Annotated in this window: 18 protein-coding genes; 10 read left to right on the top strand and 8 right to left on the bottom strand. The window is 73.5% G+C overall.

Features of this window, described 5'->3' with window-relative positions:
• Window positions 1-2 precede the first annotated feature (2 nt).
• Genes WMF26_RS21610 through WMF26_RS21595 form a run of 4 tightly spaced genes read left to right on the top strand, consistent with a single transcriptional unit; the run spans window position 3 to window position 2,221 of the window.
• A complete protein-coding gene (locus tag WMF26_RS21610; protein ID WP_020736301.1) occupies window positions 3-398 on the top strand; it encodes an STAS domain-containing protein in 396 nt (131 codons plus the stop codon).
• Window positions 379-1,164 (top strand): anti-sigma regulatory factor, encoded by a 786-nt coding sequence (locus WMF26_RS21605; protein ID WP_437321228.1) that lies wholly within the window; start codon window positions 379-381, stop codon window positions 1,162-1,164. Before WMF26_RS21610 ends, WMF26_RS21605 begins: the two co-directional genes overlap by 20 nt.
• The gene (locus tag WMF26_RS21600) at window positions 1,161-1,745 is read left to right on the top strand and encodes a SpoIIE family protein phosphatase (RefSeq protein WP_438001875.1); all 585 of its coding nucleotides are present in this window, start codon (window positions 1,161-1,163) and stop codon (window positions 1,743-1,745) included. The genes WMF26_RS21605 and WMF26_RS21600 overlap by 4 nt, the downstream gene beginning before the upstream one ends.
• Window positions 1,742-2,221 (top strand): ATP-binding protein, encoded by a 480-nt coding sequence (locus WMF26_RS21595; protein ID WP_438001874.1) that lies wholly within the window; start codon window positions 1,742-1,744, stop codon window positions 2,219-2,221. The genes WMF26_RS21600 and WMF26_RS21595 overlap by 4 nt, the downstream gene beginning before the upstream one ends.
• Before the next feature lie 125 nt (window positions 2,222-2,346).
• On the opposite strand, the gene WMF26_RS21590 is transcribed toward WMF26_RS21595, so the two are convergent.
• Both WMF26_RS21590 and WMF26_RS21585 read right to left on the bottom strand, forming a co-directional pair.
• Window positions 2,347-3,372: a tetratricopeptide repeat protein gene (locus WMF26_RS21590; RefSeq protein ID WP_020736297.1), complete on the bottom strand. Its 1,026-nt coding sequence runs from the start codon at window positions 3,370-3,372 to the stop codon at window positions 2,347-2,349.
• A 184-nt stretch (window positions 3,373-3,556) separates the two neighbouring features.
• Entirely contained in the window at window positions 3,557-5,485 is a 1,929-nt protein-coding gene (locus tag WMF26_RS21585; protein ID WP_437948063.1) for a L,D-transpeptidase, read from the bottom strand.
• A 294-nt stretch (window positions 5,486-5,779) separates the two neighbouring features.
• On the opposite strand from WMF26_RS21585, the gene WMF26_RS21580 reads away from it, so the two are divergent.
• From WMF26_RS21580 to WMF26_RS21570, 3 genes are all read left to right on the top strand, one after another.
• Window positions 5,780-7,162, top strand: coding sequence for a hypothetical protein (locus WMF26_RS21580; RefSeq protein ID WP_438001873.1), 1,383 nt, complete (start codon window positions 5,780-5,782; stop codon window positions 7,160-7,162).
• Window positions 7,163-7,331: 169 nt separating this feature from the next.
• Window positions 7,332-8,612, top strand: coding sequence for a hypothetical protein (locus tag WMF26_RS21575; RefSeq protein WP_438001872.1), 1,281 nt, complete (start codon window positions 7,332-7,334; stop codon window positions 8,610-8,612).
• Window positions 8,613-8,665: 53 nt separating this feature from the next.
• On the top strand, window positions 8,666-8,908 hold the full coding sequence (locus WMF26_RS21570) for a hypothetical protein (protein ID WP_236644703.1): 243 nt from the start codon (window positions 8,666-8,668) through the stop codon (window positions 8,906-8,908).
• A 109-nt stretch (window positions 8,909-9,017) separates the two neighbouring features.
• On the opposite strand, the gene WMF26_RS21565 is transcribed toward WMF26_RS21570, so the two are convergent.
• The 5 genes from WMF26_RS21565 to WMF26_RS21545 all read right to left on the bottom strand — a co-directional run bounded on the left by WMF26_RS21565 (window position 9,018) and on the right by WMF26_RS21545 (window position 18,598).
• Window positions 9,018-10,727, bottom strand: a complete 1,710-nt coding sequence (locus WMF26_RS21565; protein WP_438001871.1) for a hypothetical protein — start codon at window positions 10,725-10,727, stop codon at window positions 9,018-9,020.
• A gap of 199 nt (window positions 10,728-10,926) precedes the next feature.
• Window positions 10,927-15,123 (bottom strand): hypothetical protein, encoded by a 4,197-nt coding sequence (locus WMF26_RS21560; RefSeq protein WP_438001870.1) that lies wholly within the window; start codon window positions 15,121-15,123, stop codon window positions 10,927-10,929.
• 104 nt (window positions 15,124-15,227) lie between these two features.
• On the bottom strand, window positions 15,228-16,199 hold the full coding sequence (locus tag WMF26_RS21555; protein ID WP_438001869.1) for a hypothetical protein: 972 nt from the start codon (window positions 16,197-16,199) through the stop codon (window positions 15,228-15,230).
• Window positions 16,200-16,381: 182 nt separating this feature from the next.
• The gene (locus WMF26_RS21550) at window positions 16,382-17,908 is read right to left on the bottom strand and encodes a methyltransferase domain-containing protein (protein WP_438001868.1); all 1,527 of its coding nucleotides are present in this window, start codon (window positions 17,906-17,908) and stop codon (window positions 16,382-16,384) included.
• A 39-nt stretch (window positions 17,909-17,947) separates the two neighbouring features.
• A complete protein-coding gene (locus WMF26_RS21545) occupies window positions 17,948-18,598 on the bottom strand; it encodes a transaldolase family protein (RefSeq protein WP_061627907.1) in 651 nt (216 codons plus the stop codon).
• A gap of 262 nt (window positions 18,599-18,860) precedes the next feature.
• Between WMF26_RS21545 and WMF26_RS21540 the strand changes: the two genes are divergently transcribed.
• Window positions 18,861-20,378: an ATP-binding protein gene (locus tag WMF26_RS21540; RefSeq protein ID WP_438001867.1), complete on the top strand. Its 1,518-nt coding sequence runs from the start codon at window positions 18,861-18,863 to the stop codon at window positions 20,376-20,378.
• 42 nt (window positions 20,379-20,420) lie between these two features.
• Here the strand turns inward: WMF26_RS21540 and WMF26_RS21535 are convergent, their stop codons facing one another.
• The gene (locus WMF26_RS21535) at window positions 20,421-21,941 is read right to left on the bottom strand and encodes a sigma-54-dependent transcriptional regulator (protein ID WP_438001866.1); all 1,521 of its coding nucleotides are present in this window, start codon (window positions 21,939-21,941) and stop codon (window positions 20,421-20,423) included.
• Between the two features lie 117 nt (window positions 21,942-22,058).
• On the opposite strand from WMF26_RS21535, the gene WMF26_RS21530 reads away from it, so the two are divergent.
• Window positions 22,059-22,919, top strand: a complete 861-nt coding sequence (locus WMF26_RS21530) for an outer membrane protein assembly factor BamD (protein WP_061627909.1) — start codon at window positions 22,059-22,061, stop codon at window positions 22,917-22,919.
• Window positions 22,916-23,230 carry a hypothetical protein gene (locus WMF26_RS21525; RefSeq protein ID WP_020736284.1) on the top strand — a complete coding sequence of 105 codons (315 nt, stop codon included), beginning with the start codon at window positions 22,916-22,918 and terminating at the stop codon, window positions 23,228-23,230. The genes WMF26_RS21530 and WMF26_RS21525 overlap by 4 nt, the downstream gene beginning before the upstream one ends.
• The last annotated feature ends 102 nt before the right edge of the window (window positions 23,231-23,332 follow it).

Raw genomic sequence — 23,332 nt, 5'->3', positions numbered from 1 at the left:
TCGTGGGCCTCTTCGGGAATTTAATCGTCTCGGTGCAGGGCGGGCTAACCGACGGGCAGGTCGAGCAGCTGCGCGACGACGTGACGGGGTCGATCGAATCGCGCTCGCCCCGCGGCCTCATCGTCGACCTCTCCGGTGTCGAGATTCTCGACAGCTATCTCACCCGCGCCATCCGTGACATCGCGCTCACGGCCCGGCTGATGGGCGTCCGGACGGCGGTGTGCGGCCTGCGCCCCGCGGTCGCGATCGCCCTGGTCGAGATGGATCTGGAGATCCCTGGCGTCGTGACGGCGCTCAACCTGGAGCGCGCCGTCGAGATGCTCGCGCCGTCCGCGGAGGACGACCTGATGCCGCCCGAGCTCACGAACGAGGTGACGCATGAAGATCCCTCCTCGTGACGGACCGCCCTCCAGCGGCGGCGCCACGGGGCCGCCGTCGAGCCGGTCCGGTGGACCGGTGTCGACGCGCATGCCGAGCTCGCCGCAATCGGCGCGAGGCCCTGTGCCGTCGTCTCCGCAGATCGTCGGCCGCTCGATCACGGATCAGATCGAGACGGTGCTGGCGCAGTTCCTCTCGCCCGCGGTGAGGAAGAGCGTCATCGACTGCGGCATTCGGCAGGCGAAGGTCGACCCGCTCTACGCGCGCGAGGGCGATCTCAGGCGCCTGCTCGTCGAGGTCAAGCGCGGGGTGAAGCTGTTCGTGCGCGATCAGGCGCAGCTCGATCGGTGCATCACCGAGCTCGGCGAGCTCGATCACGCCGCCCCCGCGCCGCGCGAGATCACCATCGACGTGCGCAACGAGGAAGACGTGCTGCGCGCGCGGTCTGCTGGCCGCGAGCTCTGCATCGAGCACCTCGTCAGCGACGTCCTGCAGACGAAGATCGTCACGGCGATCTCCGAGCTCGGGCGCAACATCGTGAGGTACGCGGGCAACGGGCAGATCATCGTCCGCTCGCTCACCTCGCCGATGCGCGCGATCGAGATCATCGCGCAGGATCACGGGCCCGGGATCTCGAACCTGCAGGAGATCCTGAGCGGCAAGTACCGCTCGCGCCACGGCATGGGCGCGGGGCTCCGCGGCACGAAGGCGCTCATGGATGCGTTCGATGTCAAGACGGCGCCCGGCGCGGGGACGACCGTGACGGTCAGGAAGTACCTCGGATGACAATTGCGATCGGGACCGCGTGCTGCGTCGCGGCCGGCGAGGAGGTCGCCGGCGACGAGGTGGTGGTGGTCCGGCAGTCCTCCTGGGCGCTGATCGGCCTCGCGGACGGGCTCGGCCACGGTCCCCACGCAGCGCAGGCGGCCTCCGCCTTCTGTCGCTACGTGGAGGACCACGCGTCGATGCCGCTCGAGGATCTGCTGACCGGGGCAGGGGAGCAGCTCGCGTCGACGCGCGGGGCGGCCGCCGCGCTCCTGCGCATCGACGAGGCCGCCGGCGAGCTCGAGTTCTCGGGCGTCGGCAACATCGCGATGAAGGCGATCACGCGCACGGCGATGCCGATCTTCTGCTCCGCCGGGATCCTCGGGCGCCGCGTGCGGCGGCTCCGCAGCTTTCGATTCCCCGTGGCGCCGGGCGATGTCGTCCTCCTGCACTCGGACGGCATCTCCAGCGGCTTCGATCTCGGCGCGTTCCGCGACCTCGATCCGGAGGAGATGGCGCGCCGCATCGTCGAGGCCCACAAGAAGTCGTTCGACGACGCGACGTGCGTGGTCGCGGTGCTCCGCGACAGGGTTTCTTCGTGACGCAGCGCAGCCCGCCCGTCTTCACCATCCCCGTCACGCGCGAGGAAGATCGCTTCGCCTGCGCGGCCGAGGGCGCGCAGATCGCGCGCTGGGCTGGGCTCTCGGAGCGCGCGCAGCACGAGCTCGCGATCGCCATCGCCGAGCTCGTGTCGAACGCCGTGCGCCACGGCGGCGGCGGCAGCATCAGCATCCGCGCGATCCGCGAGGACGCCCTCGCGGGCAGCGGCCGCTGGGGCGTCGAGGTGATCGTGCGCGACTCCGGCCCCGGCATCGACCCGAAGCTCGCGATCCTGGAGGAGGTGGGGCCGAAGAGCGATCGCAGCCCGTCCTCGTCGAGCTCTGCGCGGCTCGCGCCGAGGATGCCCGGCCAGAGCCTCGGCGTCGGGCTCGGCGCCGTGCACCGGCTGATGAGCTCCGTGGTCATCCGCTCCTCGCCCGGCATCAGCACCGAGGTGATCGCCGTCAAGTGGAAGTAGGCGCCGCGCGCGCCCGCGCCGCGCGAGCCTCCGCGCCGAGCGGCAACGGCTCGGCGCGCCCGCAGGCGCCGATCGCGGCGATCACGCGCGCGGGCGTCGGCTGACGACCGCGGCGACCGCGCGCGTCAATTGAGCTCTTTCTCGGTCCGCTCGCTCTGCTCGGCTTCGAGGAACGTCGCGGTGATCTCGCGCTCGAGCGCGAGGTTGATCTCGCGGTCGAGCGCCTCGATGCTGCCCGCGAGCCGCGCGACGTTGAGGGCGTAGACGAAGACCCGCGCGCACGGGTGGACCTCGGCGCTGCCGCGCAGGCCCCGCTCGCGCTCGTCGGCGTTGAGGCCGTCGAGGAGCACCAGCGCGCGCGGATCGACCCCCTCGGCCACGAGCTCCATCCCGGGCACGTCGGAGATGTAGAGCTCCGCGCCCTCGACGTACCGACGGAGCACGGGGTTGAGCGCGGCGATCGTCTTCTGCGCGAGCGTCATGAAGCCGTCGCGGCTCGGCGCCCAGGGGGGCATGCCGAGCTCGACGTCGAGCTCGCGCGAGCGCAGGAACGCCTGCGTCGCCCCGCGGACGTCGCCCCGCTCGTCGCGGATGAGCCCGAGGTAGTAGTGGGCCTCGGCGTGCCGCGGGTCCTTGAGCGCCGCCTCCTCGATGAGCGCGGCGGCCTTGTCGGCCTGGCCGATCTCGTAGAAGGCGCGGCCCACGAGGAACGTGTGGTTCGGGTTGTCGTACGGGCCGTCGGGGATCCTGGCGGCGACCTGCGCGGCCTCGTCGAGATCGCCCTTGCCGAGCAGCGCGTCGAACTTGAGGAGGAGCGCGTCGATGATCTCCTCGTCGACCTCGGCCAGGTCGAGCGCCTGGTCGCACATCTCGATCGCCTGGTCGAAATCGCCGAGCGGGTGGATGTACACCTCGGCGGCGTTGAGCATCGCCTCCAGGTAGGTGTCGTCGAGGGCGATCGCCTGGCGATATGCCTCGATGGCCTCCTCGCCCTCGCCCTCCAGGGCGGCGACGAAGCCGAGCAGGTTGTGAGCTTCCGGCGAGTTCGGATCGAGCTCGAGCGCCCGCCGGGCCGACGCCTCTGCTCCGCGCGTATCCCCGCGCTGGACAAGATCCCACCCGCGATCGAGGTGCGCCGAGAACTGGTCCATGGCGGCTCCACAAGTGTGCGAAGGGGGCTCCAGAGTCAAGAGGGAGCCCTGTCAAAGCGACCGTTCAAGCTGTTCCGAGCACGACCTGCCCGGATTTCCAGCGCCGAGCTCGGCGGCCGGCCAGGCGCCCGCGGGAGCGGCCGGCGGCGCCCTGCCTCCGGGGTCGAGCTCGATCGCGACGCGCTCACTCGTGGATGGAGATGATCGTCCCGCGGTTCTCGGGCGTGGCCCACACCCCGTGCCAGCCGCGGGGCAGCCTGGGCTCGCTCCAGAAGAACACCTTCTTCGCGTCGAGCGGCGAGAGGTTCACGCAGCCGTGGCTCATCTCCCGGCCGAAGTTGGAGTGCCAGAAGGCGCCGTGGAGCGCGTACGACCCGTCGTAGTACGCGACGAACGGCACGTCCTCGATGCTGTACGGCAGATCGCCCGCGACCGTCCCGTCGCCGTCCATCGTGGTCGCGATGTGCTTCTCGCGGATGCGGAACACCCCTGTCAGCGTCGGGTGGTCCTTCTTCTTGTCCTTCGAGCGCCTGCCGGGGGAGACGAGCGCCGCGAAGACGGGCCTGTCGCCCTCGACGGCGACCAGCGTCTTGCGCGACAGGTTCACGTCGATCCACTTCTCGCCCGGCGCGAGGTCCTGCGGCGGGGCGCCGAGCTCGGTGTACGTCCCGTCGGCGCCCTTCATCCACCAGCCCTCGGTGGTCTTCCGGTAGACGACCGACTTGTGCTTGTGGACCTCGCCCGTGAGGCCGAACGCGGCGAAGCGCTCGAGCGAGCCGGCCACGGAGACGGACTTCATCTCGGCGTCGAACTGGTACTTGCTCGCCGTCTTCGCGAGGATGAAGCCGACCGACTTCGCGCCCTCGGGGAAGTCGATGCCCTGCGAGGACGGCGGCTTGATGATGTACATGCGGTCGCTCGGCGCGACGAGCCCCGCGGTCGTCTTGTACCAGCTGCGGCCGTTCCACCCGAAGGTCTTGTCGACCGCGACGAAGAAGCCCTTCACCATCCGCTTCGCGACCGTCGCGTCGGAGTCCTTGTCGAGATCGGCGAGCGTGACGTTGCGCGGCCTGCCGTTCTCGTCGACGTTCTCCCACCAGGGCTTCTCGGGCTCCTCCTCGACCGGCGCCGGGGCCATGATGCCGAGCGACGCGGCCGCGGCGACGGCCGCCGCCTTGTCCTCCGCCGCGGACGCCTGCGTGGCGACGGCGGCCACCGGGGTCGCGCCCGGCTCGGGGGGGCTCGCCGAGGGGCGCGCGGCGGCGGCCGCCGCCGCGGCGGCGACCTCCTTCTCGGTCTCCTCGTAGAGCTCCTCGGCGCGCTGCCGCTCCTCTTCCTTCTTCTTGCGCTTCGACGACTCGAGGTACGGCTCGTAGCGCGCCATCTCGTCCTTCGAGGGGACGGAGCGGTAGAGCGGCGTGCCGTGCGTCGTGTTGAACGCGTACTTGTACGGGAGGACGTCGTCGAGGTTCGGCGCCGTGATGCCGAGGCGCACCTGCGGGTTCGACAGGTCGGTCGTGGCCGACCTCCCGCAGACGTAGCCGCCGTCGAGGAGGCGGTACCAGCCCTTGGCGCAGCTGCCGCCCTTGATCGGCTTCGGATCGACCGGCACCTTGCTGCCGAGCCGGATGTAGCCGAGCCGCTGCTTCGAGAACTCCATCGTCGGGTAGACCGCCGCCTGCGGCACGATCGAGCCGAGCAGCGGACCCGTGTAGGGCTTGTCGGGCGCGGGCGGCTCCGGGGCCGCCGAGGGCGCGGCGCTCGGCGCCTCCTTGGGGGCGTCGGCCGACGCGATCGCGCGCGCCGACGAGGTGGGCGACGGGCGGGGGAGCGACGACGTCCGCTCGGGCGGCGACTTGCCCTCGGTGGAGGGGCCGGGGGGCGCCTCGCCCTGGCAGCCGCTCGCCCACGCGGCGGTGCCGGCGAAGGCCGCCGCGGCGATGAACCCGAGCGCGCTGGAGACGAGCGAGGAGCGCGCGGCGCCGCCCGCGGAGCGGCCGGCGTCCGGCGCGGGTTGCGGCTTCCGCGCGCCGCCGGTGCGGACGTTGCCGCTGCCGTGCGATCGTGCGGGGTCGTTCTGCCCGCGGGGGCGGGGCGCCTGAGAGCGGTTCATCGCATCCACAGCGTTGGGCGAGGACCGGCCATCCCGGTCCTCGCGGTCGTTTGATCGACCCGTAGGGTCGGGTCGGCTCGGCGGTCTTAGTACCTGGTCACTCACGTGTCGATCCACTTCTCTGCGAGCGCGCGTCCCTCGGGTTCGCCGCGGCGGGCGCCGGGGCAGGCGGCATCGCATGAGCGTCGCCGGAGCGAACGACATGCCACGCAGCCCCGACGTGGGGCGCACGCGCGGCCCGCGCGCCGTCCGCGGTGCGAGTGCCGTTCGGACGGCGGCTGCTAGGGTACCGCCGTGGCGGAACGGACCCCGGGGCGTGGCTCGAACAACACGACTTCGGCCCGGCGTGCGGGCCTGGGCGCCGGGGTCATCCCGCTCGTCCGCGCCGCCTCGCGGCGCGCGCTGGCGACCGCGGCGGCCGTCGCGCTGCTCCTGCACCTGCCCCTCCTGCCGACCCCGCTGTTCTCGTGGCTCGAGGCGATGTTCGCGCTGCGGGGCGAGCTGACCGACTACGACGCCGGCGAGACCATCGTCCCGATCGACCTCGATCTGCTCGCGGACGATCCCAGCGCGGTCGCGGCGGCGCCCTCCGCGACCGGCGGCGCGGCGACGCCCGGCGGTGAGGGCGCCGCCGCGCCCGCGACGCCGCCGCCCGCGACGCCGCCGCCCGCGACGCCTCCTCCCGCGGCGTCGGCCAGCGCCGCGCCCGAGGCGCCGGACGCCGGCGCGCCGCCGCCGCGCCGCCGGCCGCCGGGCGACGCGGGCCCGGACGCGGCCGGGGACGGGGGCGCGGGCGACGACAGCGATCACCCGAACCTCCGCACCCCGCTGAGCGCCGCGGGCGCGCCGGGCAAGCTCGCGTCGAAGGACCCGAACGTGCAGGTGCTCATCGCCGGCGACCGGCTGCGCAGCCACGAGCTCGGCGAGTGGTTCGGCCGGATCCTGACGACCATCCCCCAGTGGCAGTCCTTCTTCCAGGACACCGCCGTCGACCCGATCCGGGACATCGACCACCTCCTCATCGCCGGGCCGCAGCTGCGCGACTCCAGCAAGGTCGTCGCCGTCATGGACTACCGGGCGCCCGAGGAGGCCATGCGCGCGGCGGTCGACGTCGTCGTCCGGCGCTCCAACGGCTCGTGGATCGACGACGCCCCCGTCCCCGCCGCCCGGGCCACCGCCGACCGCAGCGAGCGCATCTTCGCGCTGGTCCCGGACCGGCGGCTGCTCGTGGTCCTTCCCGCTGAAGAAGAAGCTCAACTGTCCAAGTTGAAGTCTATGAAAGGCTTCAACAAATCGTCCGCGGCGGGCATCGTCATCTCCCTGCTCACGCCGGCGAACGCCTTCCGCGGGGTCCAGGCGCTCCCGAAGAGCATCGCGTGGATGCGGCTCACGGTCACGCCGACCAAGGACGGGGGCGCCGACCTGACCCTCACGGCGGGCGACGAATCCGCTGAAGATGCGCTGGCTCACGCGCAGGAGCTCACGAGGACCTTGAACGCGATCCGGACCATCAACCTGGGGATCACGCGCATCGACGTGGTGGACGAGGTCACCTTCAACACCGACGGGAAGGTCATCTGGTCGAAGCTCCACGTCACGAACCGGCAGCTCAAGCTGATCATGGGCTTCGTGGAGCAGGCGCTGCGGGAGCAGGCCGCCGCGCGGAGGAGGAAGTAGCGCGCGGCGCGGAAGCGGCGACGCGCCGGGCAGCGCCGCGGGCGGGGAAGGGGCGGCGCGCGGGGCAAAGGACGGCCGCGCGCGCCTCGGGGGGCGCGGAGACCCTCCGGGGCCGCTCGGAACACTAGCCAAAGGGGCGGCGTTCAGTTAATCCGACCAGCCCGCGCCGATGACGCCCGATCACTCTCCGCACGCCGTGCTCGATGAGCTTGCCGGACACCCCCATGGCGACGACCTCGCGCGGGTCGTCCACACGGCGGCCTTCGCCGCCGCGGACGAGCGGCGGACCACCCTGGAGGGCGGCCTCGCGGAGCTCGTGGACCGCGCGGGCCTGTCGGCCGCCGACGCGGAGACCCGGTTCGGCAACGTGATCCGGGCGCTCGAGCGCGGCACCAGCGAGGGCGCGGGGAGCGCGACCCGGGTGCTCCTCGCCACGCTGCTCGCCCGCGGGGTCGCCCTCTCGCCGCCCGAGGGGCCGGACGCGGAGGGGCGCGTGGCCGAGGCGCTCGTCTGGCTGGCGACGTACACCTCGGTCGACGCGCTGACGGCCCTGGACGCCGCGCTGGGCGAGCGCGCCGCGGGGCTCTGGCGGGCGGTCGCCGCCCTGGTGCGGCGCGCCGACCAGGGCGCGCTGCCGCAGCTCGGCCGGGCGGGCGCGATCATCGCCGCGGCCGCGCTGCGGGGGAGCGCCTCGCCGGACGCGCGCGCCGAGGCCGCGGCGCTGGTGGACGAGGTGCGCGACCCGATCGTGCGGTCGCTGCTGCGCGACGCGGCGTCGCCCGGCCGGCGGCCGAGCTGCGCGCCGGGCGCGTCGGCCGCGGTCGGCGACGCCGCGCAGGGCGGCGCGGGGGCGAGCGGGGACGAGGGCTGGGCGGAGGGCGACGGCCGGGCGCCGGGGCGGCTCGCGGGCGAGCTGTCGCCGCCGCCGCGCGGGCCGGTGGCGCTCGTGCTGCTGGCGGCGACCGGGATCCTGCTGGCGATGCACGCCGCCCGGCTCGCGGGGCGGTTCCTCCTGCGGTACCGCCGGCCGGCCGCGGTGGAGATCGGCGCGAGGGGCGTGACCGTCCGGAGCCGGACCGAGCTGTTCGGCCGGACGCTGCGCGAGCAGGAGACGTACATCCCGGTCGAGTCGCTCCTGCGGGCGACGCGCGAGGTGCGCTACCCGCGGCTCGGGCTCTATGCGGGGCTCGTCGCGCTGGGGCTGGGGACGTACCTCGGCGTGTCGCTGCTCGTCGACGGCGCGCGGGCGGGCTCCCCCGAGCTGCTCGGCATGGGCGCGCTCGTGTTCGCGTTCGGCGCGGCGCTCGACTTCGGGCTGTCCCACGTGGAGACGGCGGCCCGCGGCCGCTGCCGCGTGGTCCTCGTCCCGCGGAAGGGCCCGGGGGTCGCGCTCGCGGGGATCGAGCGCGCGGCCGCGGACGCCGCGCTCAGCAGGCTGCCGCGCGCCTGAAACTTGGCCGGATCGCGCCGCCTCCGCTAGGCCGATCGGGCGAGGTGATGGCGATGCGCTCGAAGACCGAGGCGATGGCGGGGCTCAGGCGGATGCTGCACGACATGCTGATCGCGCGGGAGGGCGGGGAGAGCGCTCCCCGCCTGGCGCGCGCGAAGGGGTACGTGGACGGCGCGATGCGCGAGCTGCTCGAGAGCGGCCAGGCGACCCGGCAGGAGCTCCTGGAGCTGGTGGCCGCCGAGCGCGCGCGCGTGAGCGGCCCCGCGATCACGGAGATCCGCGCGGCGTCGCTGTGAGCGTGTGACGGCGTCGCGCTGCGGCTCGCTATGAGCGCGTGACGGCGCCGCGCTGTGGCGTCGCCGTGAGCGCACGGTGGCGCTGCGCCGCGGCCCACTGCGGCGCGGCTCACTGCGGCGCGCAGCTCGTGTTCGTGGCGAAGTCCCAGCAGGCGCCGCTCACCCCGGGCGCGCCGGCGTTGCTGTCGCCGCCGCCGAACCCGGAGCGACCGCCGCCTCCGGCCGGGCCTCCGTCGAACGGCACCTCGGCGGGCGCGGGGGTCGGCGTGACCTTGTAGGCGATGCCCACCGCGTGGCCACCTCGACCGCCGCCGCCGGGGCCGCCGTCGCCGCCGGCCCCGCCCTTGCCACCCGGGCAGCCCTCGATCGAGCCGGACGCCGTGACGCGGTTACCGCCGTCGGCCCCCGTGCCGCCCGCGCCACCGGGGCTTCCGTCCCCGCCCGCGCCGCCGTTGCCCGCCTTGCCGACGGCGACGGTCACGTCGGTCAGCGCCAGCTGCGTCCCGAGGCTGAGGATCGCGATGCTCGATCCGCCGGCCTTGCCGCCGGCTCCTCCTCTGCCGCCGCAGCCGCCGGCCCCGCCGCCGCCGCCGCTGGCGCCCGCACCATCGGTGAAACTCCCTCCGCCGAGCGAGCAGAACTGTCCCGCCTTCGCGCCGCCGCCGCCGCCGCCGCCTTGACCGCGCGCCCCGTTGACGCCCTTGCCGCCGTCGCCTCCGGCGATGCTGGCCAGCTGCAGCGTGGTGTCGCTGCCGCCCGTGCCAGCCCCGCCGGTGGCGCCCCTCGCGCCGGGTTCGCCGCTCCTGCAGTCGATCGACGCGCCTGGCTGCCCGTGCCCGACGCCGCCGATGCCGTCCTCGGTCGAGGGATCCACCTGCGGCGTGCCGGTCTGGCCGTTTTGCCCGCGCCCCTCGTCTTCCTCGGGCTTTCCACCCAGGCCGCCGACGCCGCCGCTCGTCTCGCCGTCGTCGCACGTCGTCTTGCCCGGCAAGCCGCCGTAGACCGCGATGACGCACGCGTGCGACACGTCCGCCGGCGCGCTCGCTCCGTTCTGCGCGGCCGCCGACGTCTCGCCCGACGCGCCGTCCCTCGCGTCGCCCGCGATCACGTCGACGCGCACGAGCTCGGCCTCGATGCCCGCGACCGCCACGCCGATCGACGACCCGCCCGGCTTCGTCGCGTCGGCCGCGCGGATCGTGAAGCCCTGGACCTTCACCCCGCCCGCGTCCTCCGCGAGCGTGAGCGCCACCTCGTCGGCGGAGCCCTCGATCGCGCTCCGCGCCTGCTCGCTCCAGGCCCAGTCCGCGGTGCAGTCGAAGCCGCCGATCACCTCGACCGGCGCCTTGACCGTGACGCTCTCCTCGAACACGCCGCTCGAGCACGCCAGCACCCGCTTGCCGTTCGCGTTCGCGATGGCCTCGGCGAGCGACGCGTACGGCCGCGCCTTGGTCCCGTTGCCGTCAGACGCCGCGTCCGCGCGCGCGAACACGGCGCACCGCTCCGTCACCGTGCTCGCGTCCTGGGTCGGATCCGGGTCGCACGTCGGGTCGGGCGCGTTGCCGCCGGTCCCGGTCGCTGCGGGGGGGCAGTACCGGGCGTCGTCCTCGCAATCCTCGGAGTAGGACAGCGGCCAGCATCCGACGAGCTGCAACGCCACGACCGCCGACGCGGCGGGGAGCGTCCACAGGAAGGGGATGCCGAGCCTCCGCCGGCGCGCGGCGCGCCGCGACGGCGCGCCGATCTCGGCCTGCGCTCCGCCGGAGGGGGGAGGGGATGCGTTGCTCACCGCCTTGCTGCTCGTCCGTTCCGTCGCTCTCATCGTCCAAGCCTTTCCTGTGGCGCTTCGCCGTGCCTGCACATCCTTGCAGAGGACGCACCGCGCCCTGTCGCGCCGACCGGAGCATAGCCAGTCGGCGGATCGCCGGATCAAGGGCGATCCGCCGGCCGCGTGCTCCCGCCGGAGATGCGCGCGGCGCCCCGCGCCCGCGCGGGCCGGGGCCCGGCGCCCTGGCGGGGGCTCAGGGGGCGACGAGCGCCACGTCGCCCTTCGTGGTCTGGCCGCCGACGCGCCACCAGTTCGCGATGAGCAGCTCCCCGTCCACCTCGATGATCCGGGAGAAGGCGCCCGCGAACCCCTCCTGCTCGATCTCTTGCACGAGCCAGCTGTGGCCGTCGCCGCTCTTCGTCCCGATCGCGAGCCGCAGGGTCCCGCTCGTCGCGTCCTGGTAGCTGATGCGCACCTCGCCGGCCGCCGTCACGAACACGCTCGCGTCGTCGCCGACGAGGTGCTGCCCGTCCGCGAAGGGGACGCCCTCGATCCCGAGCCCGTCGTCCGCCACCTCGGGCGCCTCGACCTCCTCGCCGCCCTTCACCCGCGCGTACCGCAGCCCCTCCGAGCGGCCGTCCGCGTAGGCGAGGTGCCAGTCGCCGGCGCGATCGATGAACAGCGACGCGCCCATGCCGACGTCGCCCGTGTCGGTCCCGTCCGGCGCCGCGCCGTCCACGATCCGCGTCTCCCACGCCCCCGCCGATCGCGACGCGATCACCACGTCGCCGCGGATGCGATCGTAGAACGCCAGGCCGAACCCGCCCGCGTCGTCCGGGGCCATCGCGATGTAGTCGCCGATCGCCTCGGGGTACGTCTCGGTCCGGTTCCCGTCGGAGATCTCGGCGCACGCCGGCGAGCCGTCGCCGTCGATGCACGCTTCTCCCGAGGCGCACGCCGGCGCGCAGTCGCCGCTCGCGAGCGGCTTCACGCAGCGCCCCGTGGACCGGACGCACTTCGTCCCCGCGCCGCAGAGGAACTCGCGGCACGGCGTCGCCTCGTCGGTCGCCACGTCCTCGAACCGCCACGCGCCCTCCCCGGGCGTGGCGCTCTCCCCGGTCGCGAGCCGGACGCTCGACGTGACCGCGCCGTCCTCGCCGGGCTCGATCGCGAGGTAGGCGATGACGGGCAGCCCCTTCACGAAGAGGAGCTTCGCGTAGCGGCCGATGTCGCTGTTCGGCGCCTGCTGCACGGAGCTCACGGCCCACGTGTCGCCCTGCTTCTGCGCGAACTTCAGCCCGCGGTGGGTCCGGTCGTAGTAGGCGACCGCCGGCTCGCCGTCCGGGCCGATCGCGATCGAGGTCCAGAGGCCGACGTCGTCGCCCGGTTCGGTCTGGCCCCCGCGGAACCCGCTCGCGTCGAACCGGGTCGGGTCGACCGGAGGCTCGGCGGGCACGCCGTCGATCGCCTCCCACGCGACGGCCTCGCCGTCCCAGGTGCCGACCACGAGGTCGCCCCACTGGAAGGCGTTGCGCCAGTCGGCCTCCGCGTAACCGGCGACCCAGACGGTGCGCTCGTCGCTGGCGACCGCGACCGAGGTGTAGGCCCCGATGAGGCCGTGCTCCAGCGTCATGCAGTCGGGCGCGACGCATTTCTGGTCCTCCACGACCGGCTCGTCGCTGCACGAGCAGCCCGCGTGCGAGCCGAGGAGCGCGGTGACGGCGACCGCGGCTAGCGCGCCGCGCGCACGGCGCCGGGACGCGCGCGTCGGCGCCTCGCCGCGGGCGGGCGCCTCGCCGCGGGCGGGCGCCTCGCCGCGGGCGGGCGCCTCGCCGCGGGCGGCGGCGCGCCGGGCGCCGCCGCGCCGCGCGAGCCGCACGATCGCCGCGGCGGCCGCGAGGCCGAGCCAGAGGCCGCCCGACGGACCGCCGCTCGGGCTGCCGGCCACGACGCAACCGCAGCCGGCCGACGGGTCGACCGGGAAGCGGCCGCGGAGGATCGGCTGCCGCGCCGTGCCGAGGTTCCCCTCCTCGTCCACGGCCTCGACCTCGATGTCGGCGGCGCCGCCGACGTCCACCGACCGCATCTCCGCCGCCGTCGACCACGCCGACCACGGCCCGCCGTCGAGCCGCACGCGCACCTTCGCGCGCTCGGCGTCCGACACCCCGTCGCGCACCTCGAGCGGCGCCCACCCGTCGACCGCCGCGCCGACCGAGATGACCGGCGGTTCGACGTCGACCACCATCTCCACGGTCGCCGGCGTGGGATCGAGCGACAGCGGGTCGCCCGCGACGCGCGATCGCACCGAGATCAGGTGGCGCCCCGGGAGCCGCAGCCAGTCGTCGCGCAGGTCGACGATGCGCTCGCGCGTGAACGGGCGCCACGCGCCGCTGTCGACGCGGTACGAGTACTCGACGACCCGGGTGCCGTCGTCGAGCGGCGAGCTCATGACGAGCCGCGCCGTGGGCCCGTTGTCGCGGGTCATCGTCGGCAGGCGGAGCCCCTCGGCCCGCACCTCCTTGCGGCTCAGCTCGGCCTGGGTCTCGCTCTGCATCGAGCGCTGCTGCGCCGCCGTGGCGAACGACGCGAAGATGCCGAGGTAGTTGTCCTGGCCCTTCGTGAGCTTCCGCAGGCCGGGGGAGCCCGCCCCCTCGGCCGACTCCGGGAGGATCAGCGAGAGCCCGAGGGGCGCGAGCGGCCCGTCGAGATCGATCGCCGGCAGGCCGCTGCCGATCAGCTGCCCGACCTGGCTGCCGAGGAGGCTCCCCAGCGCCTCCGCGATCGACCCGGGGTTTTCCCGGAGGAGCGCGCTGTTCGTCACCTCGCCGTTCGTGACCCCGATCGTCGCGATCACCGGCGTGAGCCCCTCGGGGGTGACCGCGAGGTTCATGGGCACATCGAGATCGAACGTCGCGGTCATGAACCGGATGAAGCGATCGAGGGACCAGATGTAGAAATCGAAGCTCGCCCGCTCGAGCTGGATGCGGATCAGCGGATCATCGACGGCGTCCGTGCCGTCGCCGAAGGTGACCCGCGGCGGCGCCTGCGGGCGGATGACGAGCGCGACCTGCTGCGACTCGCGCTGGAGCGCGAGGTCCTTGGCCGACGCCGCGAGCAGCCCCAGCGTGCCGGAGTTGAGGAGAGGCACCGTCTCCGTGGAAATCCCGAGGCAGAGCAGTCCGCTGTTGTAGAGGCCGTTCATGGCGTAATTCGCGAACCGCTCGGAGATCGCGAGACCGACGTGCGGGCCGGGGAGGTCGCCGGGCCAGCCGGAGATGGTGTTGGCGACGAGCTCATCCGGAATCGGAATGCCCGCGGGCAGCTCGATGTCCGACAGCGGCACACACTTCGAGGTCGGCAGCGGCTCGGCGCCGCCGTAGAGGCCGAGGGTGACCCCGTTGCCGATGGGGTTGAGGTCGCCCCACGCGAGATCCGAGCCGTCGTCGCGCTCGCCCATGCCGCCGCCGGCGAGCAGGAGGTCGAACCCGCCCTGGGTGCCGGGGGAGATGCTCGCGAGCAGCTGGCCGAGGTCGAGGTGGCCCTCGACGCCGAGCAGGATCGAGGCGCACTCGTCGGTCGCGTGCGTGCCGTAACGGCAGACCCCGCCGATATCGTTCGTGCCGTCGGGGCAGGCCGGATCCAGCGTCGGATCGGCCTTCTGACAGAGCTGCTGGTCGAGCTGGCCCTTCAGCGCGTCGGACATGGATCCCATGAAGCTCGTGAGGATCGGCTTCACGAAATCGAGGGCATCGCCCACCCACGTGCCCCCGCAGTCGAGGTGCAGGCTCGATTCGAGCTGATCCTCGTCGATCCAGAGCCGGTTCACCTTGACGCGCGAGTAGCCCTGCCTCGAGTGCTGCGGGTTCACGTCGATCTCGATCGAGAGGTCGACCTCGACATCGATGTTCGTGAAGGTCTGCTCGTCGGGCGGGCACGCGTCGTTGCCGTTGAGGGTGACGTACTGGGTGCTCTCGCCCAGGATGCCGCCGTCGAGGAAGAGGGGCAGCCGCTGCATCCGCACCGGCAGAGGCCCCCGGATGACCAGGTTGTGCGGCGTCTTGGGCTGGATCTGCAGCGCCGCGCGCCCCACGTCGATCTCGGCCACGCACGCCGGGGGGGTCGCCGCCGGATCGGCCCCGCCGGGACAGAGGGTGTAATCGACGATGCCGGCGGCCACGGAGCCCGAGGACTTCGGGATGGAGAAGGTGATCACGCCGCTGTCTCCGCCGCCGAGCAGCGCGCGCCCGAGCACGCCCAGGTTCTGCTCGAGGAACTCGATGCCCGACTGCGTGAGCCGCGCCGAGCCGGCGTTCTCGATGCGGTCCGCGGGCTTGAAGCCGGCGGGGAGGGGGGTCATTCCACAGCCGGAGCACCCGCCGCCCGAAGCGGCACACCCGGCGATGACAAGGAGCACAAGGATGGAGGAGAAATGCTTGATGACGCGGGGCATAAGGAACCCTCCGAGGAGCGCGGCCCGCAGCGCCGAGCCCGCTGGGCGCGGGCGTCAGGACGCCACGACAAAGCGTACGCTCCCCGGAGAGCCGCCCGCAAGCGCTACTGCTGGCAGAGACCGTTGATCTTGACGGCGCTCGCCGCGAACTCGCCGCCGAGCGCATAGGCGTCTGCGCAGTCGTCCGTCGCAGGCGAGTTCGTCGCGCTGCACCAGTCGCCCTTGAGCACGATCTGGCCGCCCTCGTCGCGCTTGCACGTATTGGGTGCCCCACCTGCTCCGTATTTTACGATATCGCCCGAGAGCACGACACAGAGGCTCTGGTTGACGTCGGGCACGATCACCCGGTCGACCTCCTCCAGCGTGATGAAGGCGGCGAGCTTGCCGCCGTTGATGAACGCCGGCGGGTCGCCGTCCTGGCCGGGGAGGCAGGCGTTCATCGGGTCGAGCCCCTCGACGTTGTACCGGCCGATGCAGTTGTTGTCCGCGGACAGCGTCGCGTCGGTGAGCCGCACCTGGTGCATGGGTAGGATGATCGGATCCGGGCTCGTTTCCAGGAAGATCGGGACGTTGAGGGTCTCGGCCTCGCCGCTCCACGCGCCGTCGTCGCCCACGGGGGCGTCGATCTCGGTCGGCGCGATCTCGAACTCGCCCACGGACATGTTGGCGAAGCAGTACCCCTCGAGCGGGTCGTCCGCGATCCTCGCGCCGCCGGTGCGCAGCTTGCCGTTCGCCTTGTCGAACTCGAGCAGCCAGGAGAAGGTGCCCGTGCCGTTCAGATTACACTGGGGCAGATTGATCGTCAGGCCCTGGGCGACGAGCCGGGCGACATAGCCGATCGCGAGCACGTCGGGCTTCGTGATCGTGAGCTGCGCCATGCGCAGCCCGAACGTGGTCGCGTCCCGATTGTCATGGACGGCGACGCAGTCCGAGGCGACCGCCGTGCAGACCGGGTGTTTCTGCGAGCAGTCTCTGTCGGTCGCGCCGCCGGTCGCCCCGGGGGAATTCGAGCTCGTCCCCCCGCCGTCGTCGCCGCCGCAGCCCGCCGCAGCGGCCGCGCCCGTCAGCGCGGACACACCTAGTACGCAAACTACCTTCTGAAATCGCATCTCTCGCCTCCTCTCGACTCGAAAGATGCCGAGTATAGGCGCCGGGAATGCGATGACCACGCGGGAGACGGGACGCCGCACCGCGTTGTCACCGCCTCATCGCTGCTGCGCGACGAAGCGGTGACGCCGGGCGGCGCGCTCGGGGACGCCTAGCGACGCTCGTAGCGATCGCCGAGGCGGTCGCCCACGGGGAGCGCGCGCAGGAGGCGAATCATGGTCCACACCGTGCCAGCCAGCTTGCGCAGCTTCGAGGTGCCGACGCGCTCGTTGTAGTCGATCGGCATCTCCACCACGCGATAGCCGCACTTGGCCGGGAAGAGCAGCGTGTCGATGGGCAGCGCGTCCCCCTCACCGTCGAAATCGAACGCGCGAATCACCGAGCAGCGGTAAGCGCGCATGCCGCTGTGGACGTCCGAGGTGGGGATGCCGTGCATCGCGTGCGCCATGGCGGCAAAGGCGCGGTTGGCGAGGTAGTTCGGGACCGGCATGGCCGCGGGCCTCGAGCGCGTGCGGGCGCAGTTCACCACGTCGGCGCCCTCCTCCTCGACGAGCCGCCGGAGCACCGGGATGTTCTCGGCGGGGTAGGTGAAGTCGCAATCGAGGTAGATGAGCAGCTCGCTCCGGGCCGCGGCGCTGTACATGAGGAGCTCCATCGCCGGGCCGTGGCCGCGGGGCGGCACCTGGCGGAGCACGCGCGCCCCGAGGCTGGCCGCGATCTCGGGGGTCCGGTCCCGCGTGGAGCTGTCGACGCAGAGGATCTCCGCGTCGGGCGCGGCCTTCCTGATCTCGCCGATCATGGCGCCGACGCTCTCCTCCTCGTCCATCGTGAGCATGCCGACGGTGAGCCGCATCCGGCGGGGGCGCGGCGGCTTCCTGGCGACGATCACGTGCTGGAACGCGAGGAGGCCGGGCGCGCGGCTCGCCACGACGTCCTCCAGCGGGCGGACGAGCGCGTGGTAGGCCTTGTAGGGGAGCGAGCGGGAGAGATCGGTGGGGTCGTCGCCCGCGCCGAGGCCGCTCAGGATGAGCTCCTTGGCGGCGCGGACGAGCATCGGGTTCTGCTCGACGCGGAGCACCTCGAGCCCGGCCCGCTCGACGAGCCGGAGCGCCGACGCGCGGGTGAAGAAGCGGAGGTGCGAGTCGTCGAGGATGCCGCTCGGCGCGTAGTCGAACCGCCCCGCGAGGAGGCCGAGGCGCACCGGCCACGCCGCGACGTTCGGGAGCGAGACGATGACGTGGCCGTCCTCCTCGAGGTGCGGCAGGAAGCGGCGGAGCACGGCGAGCGGATCGGCGGTGTGCTCGAGGACGTCGGCGAACAGGATCAGGTCGAAGCGCCGGTCGCCGAGCGCCTCGCGCACGGCGGCGTCGCTCGTGATGTCGGCGGCGAGGACCTCGTCGAGCGCCTCGCCGGCGCGCGCGAGCGACGCGGGCGCGATCTCGATCCCGGTCACGCGCGCGCCCGTGCGCTTGACCGCGGCGCCGTTGAGCCCGATCCCGCAGCCGACGTCGAGCACCGTCCGGGGCCGACCGGCGACGGCCACGAGGGCCCGGTTCACCTCCTCGACCGCGTACTTGCGGCCGGCGGGGGCCTCCGCGGGGGCGCGGAGCGGCGCGCGCGGGCCGGCGGTGTCCTCGTCTCTCGGGTCTCCGGGGGGGCGCGGCCCTCGAGCTTCCACGTCTCCTCGCGCGCGGCCGGGCTCGGCGTTCACGCGCGGCTACTTAGCACGCTTCTCCCAGGCGGCGTTGAATTCGCGGATCGTCTCCTCGGTCTTCGGGTTGTGGAGCATCTTCCGCAGGATGGCCGGCGGCACGGTCACGATGTGCGCGCCGGCGTCGAGCGCCTCGTTCACGTCCATGAGGTGGCGGATCGAGCCCACGATGATCTCGGCGCGCAGCCGCTCGCGATCGAGCCGCGCGCGCGTGCGCTCGATGACCGGGGCCGCCGGGTAGCCCATGTCGCGGATGCGCCCGCTGAAGATCGAGACGTACGCGCCGCCGGCGAGGGCCGCGAGGTACGCCTGGTTGAAGCTCATCACGCACGTGACGTTGGTGCGCACGCCGCGCTTCGCGAGGGCGTGCGTCACCTTGAGGCCGACGTCGCTGAACGGCACCTTGACGCAGATCCGCTCGGGCGCCCACGCGTGGTAGCCGCGGGCCTCCTCGAGCATCGCCGCCTCGGTCTCGCTCGTCAGCTCGACCGACACCGGGCCGGCCGACGCCGAGAGCACCTCGCGGATGCGCCGCTCGAGGTCGACGCAGCCCGCGTCGCGCGAGAGGATGAGGGGGTTCGTGGTCACGCCCGCGAGCACGCCCCAGGAGAACATCTCCTTGATCTCGTCCGGGTTCGAGCTGTCGAGGAAGAACATGCCGCGCTCCTGCGGGCTCGCCCGAGCCCCGGCGGGGTCTAGGCCAGTTCGGCGGGACGGAGAAGGAGAAACCGTCCGCGCTGCGCTGCGCGGCAGAGCGGCCCGGTCCGCCCGCCACGCGCGCACGTTGCCGGCGTGAACGGCGTTGCAGTCGAGGGGAGTCCGCGCTTCATTTCGGGAAGTCGGGGATCTCCCTCCGGCTGAACGTTTCGGCACGGACAGCGCGTCGATGAGCAGCGGACGATCGTCGTCGAGAGATCCGGTGGAGCACAGCCCACTGCTGCACAGCTCGCTGCTCGCGTCCTGCTCGCCGGCCGGGCTCTACGTGGCCTCGCTCGACGGCCGCCTCCTCGACTGCAACGAGGCGCTCGCCCGGCTGCTCGGCTACGGCTCGCGGCAGGAGGCGCTCGCGGCGGCGGATCTCGTCCTCGGCGGGTGCGTGGCGGGCGGCGCGGGCGGGAAGCCGCCGCCGGCGAGCGCGATCGAGACGTGCCTCACGCGCCGCGACGGCTCGACGGTCCGCGTGATGCGGACCGAGTCGCTCGCGGAGGGGCGCGGGGAGCGGCTCGTGACCGGGGCGATCGTCGATCTGTCGTCCTCGCGCTCCACCGAGGAGCGCCGGCGCGAGCTCTCGGAGGAGCTGCGCCAGGCGCAGAAGATGGAGGCGGTCGGGCGGCTCGCCGGCGGGATCGCCCACGATTACAACAACCTGCTCGCGATCATCCTGAACTACACGAGCCTCGTCATGGAGGAGCTCGACGAGCAGAGCCCGGTGCAGAAGGATCTCGCCGAGATCAAGGGCGCCGCGCAGCGGGCGGCGTCGCTCACGCGGCAGCTGCTCACGGTGAGCCGGCGCGGGCTCGCGCAGCCCGTCGTGCTGGATCTGCGGGACGTGGTTCGCGGCATGGAGGGTGCGCTCCGCGCCGCCGTCGGGGGCGGCGTCGAGCTCGCGATGGCGCTCGGCCCCTCGGGGTGCCGGGTGCTCGCGGACGCGGGGCAGCTCGAGCAGGTGGTCATGAACCTCGCGCTGAACGCGCGCGACGCGATGCAGGACGGCGGCCGGCTGTCGATCGAGGCGCGCGCGGTCCGCGTCGGCGCCGCGGGGGGCCTGCACGACGCGCACCCGGCGATCCCGCCCGGCAGGTACGCGCGCCTCGTCGTGAGCGACACCGGCAGCGGGATGAGCGACGACGTGCGGACGCGCGCCTTCGAGCCGTTCTTCACGACGAAGCCGAGGGGGAAGGGGGCCGGCCTCGGGCTCGCCACCGTGTACGGGATCGTCAAGCAGTGGCGCGGCTTCATCGAGCTCGCGTCCCAGCCCGGGGAGGGCACGCGCGTCGAGATCTACCTGCCGCTCTCGGCGCGGCCGTCGGCCTCGCGGCGCGGGCGCGCGCCCCACGCCGCGCCGCGCCGGGGCGACGGCGGGACGGTGCTCGTCACCGACGACGAGGACGCGGTGGTCGCGCTCGCGAGCCGGATCCTCGCGCAGCACGGCTACACCACGCTGACGGCGCGCGGCCCGCGCGAGGCGCTGCGCGTCTGCGAGGCGCAGCGCGGGCGGGTCGACCTCTTGCTCACCGACGTGCTGATGCCCGAGATGTCCGGCGGCGAGCTCGCCGAGCGCCTCGTGAAGCAGAGGCCGGACATGCGGGTGCTCTTCATGTCCGGCTACACGGGCGACGCGCTCGCCGCCCGGCCGGACGCCGCGGTGCTGGGCAAGCCGTTCACGGCCGAGTCGCTCCTCCGCGCCGTCCGCAGGGCGCTCGGCGGGGCCGCGTAGCGGGGCAGGGCCGCGTCGCAGGGCAAGGCCGCGGCGCCGGCGCTACGGCGCCTCGCCCCGCTTGATGCCGTACGCGCGGATCTTCTTGTGGAGGTTCGTGCGCTCGACGCCGAGCAGCACGGCCGCGCGCGAGATGTTCCAGTCGAGGCTGGCCAGCACCTCGACGATGTAGCGGCGCTCGGCCCGATCGCGGAACTCGCGCAGCGTGAGGCGAGGGCGCTCCGGCTCGCTCCGGGCCGCGCCCGCGGGCGGCTCGGCCCCGCCGGGGGCGGGCGGCGCGCAGGGCCCCTCCCCGGCGGCGGCCTGCGCGTCGTCCTCGAACGGGTTCTCGTGCGGATCCTCCGGCAGATCGGCGATGGTGACGACGTCGCCCGAGAGGATCGCGGCGCGCTCGATGACGTTCTTGAGCTCGCGCACGTTGCCCGGCCAGCTCCGGCGCTCGAGCGCGGCGTAGACCACCGGATCGATCGCCTTCTGCTTCAGGCCGTTCTCGTTGCAGAACGCCGCCATGAACGCGTCGGCGAGGGCGCGCAGGTCCTCCATGCGGTCGCGCAGCGCCGGGCTCTTGATCGGGAACACCGCGAGGCGGAAGAAGAGGTCCTCGCGGAAGCGCAGCGCGGCGACCTCGCGCGAGAGGTCCTTGTTCGTCGCGGCGAGCACCCGGACGTCGACGTGCCGGCTGTGCTCGCCGCCGACGCGGCAGATCTCGCCCGACTGCAGCGCGCGCAGCACCTTGGCCTGGGCGGCGAGGTCCATGTCGCCGATCTCGTCGAGGAACAGCGTGCCGCCGTGGGCCTGCTCGAAGAAGCCCCGCTTCGGCCCGCTCGCCCCGGTGAACGCGCCGCGCTCGTGGCCGAAGAGCTCGCTCTCGATGAGCTCGCGCGGGATCGCGGCGCAGTTGACCCGGACGAAGGGGCCCCGCGCCCGCGGCGAGAGCCGGTGGATGGCGCGGCTGATGAGCTCCTTGCCGGTGCCGCTCTCGCCGGTGATGAGCACGCTCGCCTTCGTGGGCGCGACGCGATCGATCTCCTTGAACAGCCGCTGCATCGCGGCGCTCTGGCCGATCATCTCGTAGCGCGACTGCACCTGGGCCTTCAGGTCCTCGACCTCCCGCGCGAGCCGCGAGTTCTGCAGCGCGTTCTTGACCCCCACGAGGACGCGCTCGCGGTTGAGCGGCTTCTCGAAGAAGTCGCAGGCGCCGAGCTTGACGGCCTTCACCGCGTCGTTGACCGTCGCGTGCCCGCTGATCACGATGACCGGCAGCTCGCGGGTGGCGTCGTCCTGGCGCACGCGCTGGAGGAGGTCGAGGCCGTTCATGCCGGGCAGGAGCAGGTCGACCAGGGCGAGGTCGACGGGGGTGTCGCCGTGCGCGAGCAGCTCCAGCGCCGCCTCGGCGCTCGGGGCCTCGGCGACCTGGTAGCCCTCGCCCTGCAGGACGAGCGCGAGGGTGCGGCGGATGTTGCGCTCGTCGTCCACGATGAGGACCGTGGGCGAGGCGGCGCCGCCCGGGTGCAGCGTCGGGGTGGGGGCCGCTGGCGCGGGCGCCGAAGGGGAAGCGGGCATGGGCCGACCATACCCCAGCTCCCCCGGGTGCCACGACGCGGGAGCAAGGGCGCGCGCGCCCGGCCCACGGCGGAAGCCCTGGCGCGCCGGCGCCGGATTGGGTACGAGGCGTGCACGATGAGACCCACCGCCGCTGTCCTCGCCCTCGCCGGGTGCCTCGCTGCCCTGGGCGGGCTCGTGGGCTGCGACTTCGAGCTCAACGACGGCCGCACCGCCACCCTCACGTACACCGAGGACGCGCAGGCCGCGTACAACGAGGCCATGGCCGCCTTCGAGGCCAAGGACTGGGAGGACGCGCGCGCCCTCTTCTCCGAGGTGAAGCGGCGCTTCGCGTACAGCCGCTACGCCCGGCTCGCCGACCTCAGGATCGCCGACCTCGAGTTCGAGCAGGGCAAGTACCCCGAGGCGATCTCGGCGTACCGCGCGTTCATCCAGGAGCACCGGACGGATCGGAACGTCGAGTACGCGAAGTACCGGATGGCGAAGTCGCTCTTCCTGGACATCGACGACACGGTGTTCCTGCCGCCGGCCGAGGAGCGCGATCAGGCGACCACGATCGAGGCCCACCGGGAGATCCGCACCTTCCTCCGGCAGTTCCCGCGCAGCCGTTACCGCGATGACGCGGCCTACATGCTCGAGGTCGTGACGGGGCGGCTCGTGCGCCACGAGCTCTACGTGGCGCGCTACTACCTCAAGGAGGACGTGTTCGACGCGGCCATCGCGCGGATCGACTACGCGCTGCGGACCTTCCCGGGCTCGGGGCTCGATGCGGAGGCGCTCGTCCTCAAGGGCGAGACGCTCCTCAAGATGAAGAAGCCGGACGAGGCGCGCGCCGTGTTCGAGTCGGTCATCCGCGACTTCGGCGGCCCGTTCGCGGTGACCGCGCGGCGGTTCCTCGACGAGATGGGCCCCGGCGGGCAGCGCCGCGCGCCCGCCAAGGCGGCGTCGGGCCCGGCCCGCTCGGGGCCGCAGCTGTGACGCAGGCGGTCGGGCGGCCGTCCTCGGGCGCTCGCTACGTGCTGGAGCAGGCCGACGCCGGCGGCGCGCCGGGCGAGTTCGTCTACCGCGGCGTCGTGCGGCTCCCGGACGCGGACGTCCCGGTCGAGGTGCGGCTCGCCGAGGCGACCGGCGCGGCCACGGCGACGGTGGACGCCGCGGCCGTCCCGCACGGCGGCCCGCGCCCGGAGGAGCTCTCCCGGACCGCGGCGGCCCTCGTCCGGAGCGCGACGAAGTCAGCGGACGCCCACGCGCGGCGGCCTCCGCGGAAGATCGTGCGCTGGCGGGGGTAGTCCGGCGGGGGCAGGGCAGGGCGCGCTGCGGTCCGGGCGGCCGGCGCTATCCGCGATCGGCGCGTCTCGCGCCGTCGTCGACCGGCCGGGAGCCATGCTAAA

The organism is Sorangium sp. So ce185 (assembly GCF_051526825.1).
Classification (GTDB): Bacteria; Myxococcota_A; Polyangia; order Polyangiales; family Polyangiaceae; genus Sorangium; species Sorangium cellulosum_D.
Note: the sequence above shows the minus strand (reverse complement) of the source record. Positions and strands in the feature narration are given on the sequence as shown.